Origin of the sequence: Streptomyces sp. F001, from assembly GCF_004187715.1 — a bacterium.
GTDB classification, from domain to species: domain Bacteria; phylum Actinomycetota; class Actinomycetes; order Streptomycetales; family Streptomycetaceae; genus Streptomyces; species Streptomyces flavusporus.
In genome coordinates this window covers 1-5,502 of the sequence record NZ_QZWF01000103.1, presented here as the reverse complement: position 1 = coordinate 5,502, position 5,502 = coordinate 1, and the positions used below count along the sequence as shown (strand labels likewise).

5 protein-coding genes are annotated in these 5,502 nt (G+C 71.7%); 1 reads left to right on the top strand and 4 read right to left on the bottom strand.

Going from position 1 to position 5,502, the window contains the following annotated elements; all coding sequences use genetic code 11:
* The 4 genes from StrepF001_RS44325 to StrepF001_RS44310 all read right to left on the bottom strand — a co-directional run.
* The coding region (locus StrepF001_RS44325; RefSeq protein WP_346657027.1) for a biotin/lipoyl-containing protein at positions 1-377 on the bottom strand (377 nt) is incomplete at its 3' end.
* 62 nt (positions 378-439) lie between these two features.
* Positions 440-1,828, bottom strand: a complete 1,389-nt coding sequence (gene lpdA, locus StrepF001_RS44320; RefSeq protein ID WP_165396587.1) for a dihydrolipoyl dehydrogenase — start codon at positions 1,826-1,828, stop codon at positions 440-442.
* A 261-nt stretch (positions 1,829-2,089) separates the two neighbouring features.
* Entirely contained in the window at positions 2,090-3,625 is a 1,536-nt protein-coding gene (locus tag StrepF001_RS44315; RefSeq protein ID WP_129803733.1) for a leucyl aminopeptidase, read from the bottom strand.
* A gap of 236 nt (positions 3,626-3,861) precedes the next feature.
* Positions 3,862-4,647 carry an adenosylcobinamide-GDP ribazoletransferase gene (locus tag StrepF001_RS44310; RefSeq protein WP_129803732.1) on the bottom strand — a complete coding sequence of 262 codons (786 nt, stop codon included), beginning with the start codon at positions 4,645-4,647 and terminating at the stop codon, positions 3,862-3,864.
* Positions 4,648-4,708: 61 nt separating this feature from the next.
* Between StrepF001_RS44310 and StrepF001_RS44305 the strand changes: the two genes are divergently transcribed.
* Positions 4,709-5,479: a hypothetical protein gene (locus tag StrepF001_RS44305; protein WP_129803731.1), complete on the top strand. Its 771-nt coding sequence runs from the start codon at positions 4,709-4,711 to the stop codon at positions 5,477-5,479.
* The last annotated feature ends 23 nt before the right edge of the window (positions 5,480-5,502 follow it).

Below are 5,502 nucleotides of genomic sequence, written 5' to 3'. Positions count from 1 at the left end.
GCCCCGGCTCCGGCTGCCGCCCCCGCGGCTCCGGCCGGGGCCGGGGCGGCCGGGGCCTCGGCGACCGGAGCCGGCTCGGGAGCCGGCGGAGCGGGCACCTCCTCGACGGCCGGGGCCGGGGCGGCAGCGGGCGCGCCCGTGCCGTCATCGATGACGGCCAGCTCGGCGCCGACCTCGACGGTCTCGTCCTCGGCGACCTTGATGGAGGCCAGGACACCGGCGGCCGGGGCCGGGATCTCGGTGTCGACCTTGTCGGTGGAGACCTCGAGCAGCGGCTCGTCGGCCTCGACGCGCTCACCCTCGGCCTTCAGCCAGCGGGTGACAGTGCCCTCGGTGACGCTCTCGCCGAGCGCCGGAAGGGTTACGGAAACCGCCATGGTTTCGGTTGCTCCTTACGAATTGCGGAAGTCTGTGTCGTCGCGCCCGATGAGCGAGAGCGTCAGTCGTGGGAGTGCAGCGGCTTGCCGGCCAGGGCCAGGTGGGCCTCGCCGAGGGCCTCGTTCTGCGTCGGGTGGGCGTGGATGAGCTGGGCGACCTCGGAGGGCAGCGCCTCCCAGTTGTAGACCAGCTGGGCCTCGCCGACCTGCTCGCCCATGCGGTCGCCGACCATGTGGACGCCGACCACCGCACCGTCCTTGACCTGGACGAGCTTGATCTCGCCCGCGGTCTTGAGGATCTTGCTCTTGCCGTTGCCCGCCAGGTTGTACTTCAGGGCGACGACCTTGTCCGCGCCGTAGATCTCCTTGGCCTTGGCCTCGGTGATACCGACGGAGGCGACCTCGGGGTGGCAGTACGTCACCCGGGGCACGCCGTCGTAGTCGATCGGGACGACCTTCAGACCGGCCAGCCGCTCCGCCACCAGGATGCCCTCCGCGAAGCCGACGTGCGCGAGCTGGAGGGTCGGGACCAGGTCGCCGACCGCGGAGATCGTCGGGACGTTCGTCCGCATGTACTCGTCGACGAGGACGTAGCCGCGGTCCATGGCGACCCCGGCCTCCTCGTAGCCCAGGCCCTGGGAGACCGGGCCGCGGCCGACGGCGACGAGGAGGACCTCGGCCTCGAACTCCTTGCCGTCGGCGAGGGTGACCTTGACACCGTCGGCCGTGTACTCGGCCTTCTGGAAGAAGGTGCCCAGGTTGAACTTGATGCCGCGCTTGCGGAAGGCGCGCTCGAGCAGCTTCGAGCTGTTCTCGTCCTCGACGGGGACGAGGTGCTTCAGGCCCTCGATGACCGTGACGTCCGTACCGAAGGACTTCCAGGCGGAGGCGAACTCGACGCCGATGACACCGCCGCCGAGCACGATCGCCGACTTCGGCACGCGGTCCAGGACCAGGGCGTGATCCGAGGAGATGATGCGGTTGCCGTCGATCTCCAGGCCCGGCAGCGACTTCGGCACGGAGCCGGTGGCCAGCAGCACGTGGCGGCCCTGGATCCGCTGACCGTTCACGTCCACCGAGGTGGGGGAGGACAGCCGGCCCGCGCCCTCGATGTAGGTGACCTTCCGGGAGGCGATGAGCCCCTGCAGACCCTTGTACAGGCCGGAGATCACCTCGTCCTTGTACTTGTGCACACCGGCGACGTCGATGCCCTCGAAGCTCGCCTTGACGCCGAACTGCTCGCTCTCGCGCGCCTGGTCGGCGATCTCGCCCGCGTGCAGCAGGGCTTTGGTGGGGATGCAACCCCGGTGCAGGCAGGTGCCGCCGACCTTGTCCTTCTCGATCAGGGCGACGTCCAGGCCCAGCTGGGCCCCGCGCAGGGCCGCGGCGTAACCACCGCTACCACCGCCGAGGATCACTAGGTCGAAAACGGTGCTGGCGTCGTTCGCCACGTCACGTCCTCCATGCATGTGCGCCGTACGCCGGTCGACGATGACCGGCTGGGCGGCTGGTGTCCGGCCGCTTTGCTTCGGCCCTTTGGTGGGGCCCTGTCCTGCCGAGCCCCATCTTCGCACTTGTCATCGCGGGACGAGACGCGGGGCCGGGGTGTGATACGTCGCACGCTCGTTTGTCGATCTGCGGCTCCGCCGGGCGGTCGCGACCGCCCGGCGGAGCCGCCGTACGGCAAGGAGACCCGAGTCAGTGGGCGAACCTCAGCCCAGATCACCCGAAGCGGTCAGCTCGGCAAGCCGGACGAGCGTCCGCACCCCGGACCCCGTACCACCCTTCGGCGTGTATCCGAAGGGTCCCTGCTCGTTGAAGGCGGGCCCGGCGATGTCGAGGTGTGCCCACGTGATGCCCTCACCCACGAACTCCCGCAGGAACAGCGCGGCGACCAGCCCGCCGCCCATCCGCTCACCCATGTTCGCGATGTCGGCGGTCGGCGAGTCCATCCCCTTGCGCAGGTGCTCCGGCAGCGGCATCGGCCAGGCCGGCTCCCCGACCTCCTCCGCGGCCTCGTGCACCGCGGAGCGGAACGCTTCGTCGTTGGCCATGACACCGAACGTCCGGTTGCCGAGCGCCAGCACCATCGCGCCGGTCAGCGTCGCCACGTCCACGATCGCGTCCGGCTTCTCCTCGGACGCCGCCCACAGCGCGTCGGCGAGGACCAGCCGCCCCTCCGCGTCGGTGTTCAGCACCTCCACGGTCTTGCCGCTGTACATCCGCAGCACGTCACCGGGGCGGGTCGCCGAACCGGACGGCATGTTCTCGGCCAGCGCCAGCCACCCGGTGACGTTGACCTCCAGCCCGAGTCGCGCGGCGGTGACGACGGCCGCGAACACCGCGGCCGCGCCGCTCATGTCGCACTTCATCGTCTCGTTGTGACCGGCGGGCTTCAGCGAGATGCCGCCCGAGTCGTAGGTGATGCCCTTGCCGACGAAGGCGAGGTGCTTCTTCGCCTTGGAGTGGGTGTACGACAGCTTCACCAGGCGCGGCGCCGACGCCGAGCCGGAGCCGACGCCGAGGATGCCGCCGTAGCCGCCCTTGGCCAGCGCCTTCTCGTCGAGCACCTGCACCTTGATGCCGTTCTCCTTGGCAGCGGCCTGGGCGACCGCGGCGAAGGCCTCCGGGTTGAGGTCGTTCGGCGGGGTGTTGACCAGGTCGCGGGCGCGGTTCAGCTCCTCGGACACGGCAGTGGCACGCTCGACGGCCGCCTTGTGCGCCTTGTCGCGGGGCTTGGCGCCGAGCACGACGGCCTCGGCGAGCGGGGCCTTGCCGTTCTTCTTGTCCTTGGCGGCGTTGCCCTCCTTGTAGGCGTCGAAGGAGTACGCACCGAGCAGCGCGCCCTCGCCGATCGCGCCGACGGCGGCCGCGTCCGCGACCGGCAGGGCGAACGCCGCCTTCTTGGAGCCGGCCAGCGCGCGGGCGGCGACGCCGGAGGCCTTGCGCAGCGCCTCCGCGTCGTACGCGCCCCCGTTGACGTCCTTCTCGGGCAGTGCGCCCAGGCCCACCGCCACCACGAGCGGCGTCCTGAAGCCGGACGGCGCGGGCAGCTTCGTGATCTCGCCCTCGGCCCCGGAGGCACCGAGGGTCTCGAGGACGCCGGCCAGCCCGCCGTCGTACGCCTGGTCCACGGCCTCCGCGCCCGGTGCGACGACCGGGCCCTTGTCGCCCTTGGAGACACCGATCACGATCGCGTCGGCCCGCAGGCCGGGCGCCGCGGCGGTGCTGAGAGTCAGAGCAGTCACGGTGGTGAAATCTCGCTTCCGATGTGAAGTTGCAGGGGTCGAACGGGGTGGGTCGACCGGGCCCGACAGCCGACCCCAGGTGCACCTCACGCGCGGTATTCGTCCGGGCACGTGGACACCGGACACGAGACTACGCCCGGCGGGCTTTCACTCATGCCTGCAGGCGTTCACCTCTGGGTGGCGTCGTCGCCATGTCCCGATCCTCGCACTTCATGAGCCGGGTCACACCCGTGGGGTCACTGGCCGAGTGCGAGAACCACCAGCGCGGTCGTCGCCGCCGTTTCGGCGAGGCCGCCGAAGACGTCGCCGGTGACTCCGCCGAAGCGGCGGATGCAGTGGCGCAGCAGGAGTTCGGCGACCGTGACGGAGGCGACGACCGCGAGAGCGGTACGGGCGATGTCGTACGGTCCGAAGAGCGCCCCCAGGGCAGCGGCGGCCCCCGTGACCGCGAGGGCCGCGCCGAGCGCACCGCGCGCCGGGACGACTCCGGCGACGGCCGCGCCCAGCCCCTCCGGCCGGGCCGGCGGCACCCCGCCCCGGGCGGCCAGGGTCAGCGCCAGCCGGGCGGCGGCCGCCGAGACGACGGCGGCGAGCGCACCGCGCGCCCAGGAGGCGTCGTAGAGCTGCGCCAGCGCCGCCACCTGGGCGAGCAGCACGAAGACGAGCGTGATCACCCCGAACGGCCCGATGTCCGACTGCTTCATGATCCGCAGCGCGTCCTCGGCGGGCCTGCCGCTGCCCAGCCCGTCCGCGGTGTCGGCCAGCCCGTCGAGATGCAGCCCCCGGGTGAGCGCCGCCGGCACGGCGACACCGCCGACGGCGGCGAGCAGCGGACCGGCGCCGAGCAGGAGCAGCAGCAGGCCGACCCCCGCGGCACAGCCCCCGACGACGAGCCCGACGACCGGCGCGCACAGCATTCCGCCCCGCGCCGCTCCCCGGTCCCAGCGGATCACCGTCACGGGAAGGACGGTGAGCGTGCCGAAGGCGAAGCGGAGGCCGTGCAGGGGCGGGAACTCGGGCATCCCGGCAGCGTACGCGAGGACTTGGGAAGCACCTCGGGGAGAACCCGGTCAAACTGGACGCATGGGAGTGTGGCTGGAGCGCAACATCGTCGAACCCGGCAAACTCCCCCTGCTTCTCGCCCTGACCGCCTTCGTCGTCACCTTCGTGATCACACGGGTCATCACCCGCCTCATCCGGGCGGGCAAGGGCCCCTTCGGCAATGTCAGCGCGGGCGGCGTGCACCTCCACCACGTCGTCCCCGGCGTGGTCCTCACGGTCATCGGCGGCTTCTGTGCCGTCGCCGGCGGGCAGCACGGCTTCGGCTCGGCCCTCGCCGCCGTCGTCTTCGGGATCGGCGCGGGCCTGGTTCTGGACGAGTTCGCACTGATCCTGCATCTGGCGGACGTCTACTGGACCGAGGCCGGTCGCAAGAGCGTCGAGGCGGTCGTGCTCACCACCGCCCTGGTCGGCCTGCTCCTCCTCGGCTTCGCGCCGTTCGGGGTGAACGACCTCAGCGAGGACGACCTCCAGGACCGCGGGTCGGCGATCAGCGTGATCGCCGGGAACTTCCTGCTCGCCCTCATCGCTCTCGCCAAGGGCAAGGTGCGTATCGCGATCTTCGGGGTGGTCCTTCCCTTCGTCGCCCTCTTCGGCGCGATCCGTCTGGCCCGCCCCGGCTCCCCCTGGGCGAAACGCCTCTACCGCCGCCGCCCCCGCGCCCGCGCCCGGGCCCAACTGCGCGCCTACCATCACGACCGCCGCTGGTCGGGCCCCAGCCGCAGACTCCAGGACTGGATCGGCGGCACGCCCGACGCGGACCAGCCTCACGTCCTCGAACGCCACGCACCGTAGCTGCGGGCAGTCGTGCCTCCCCA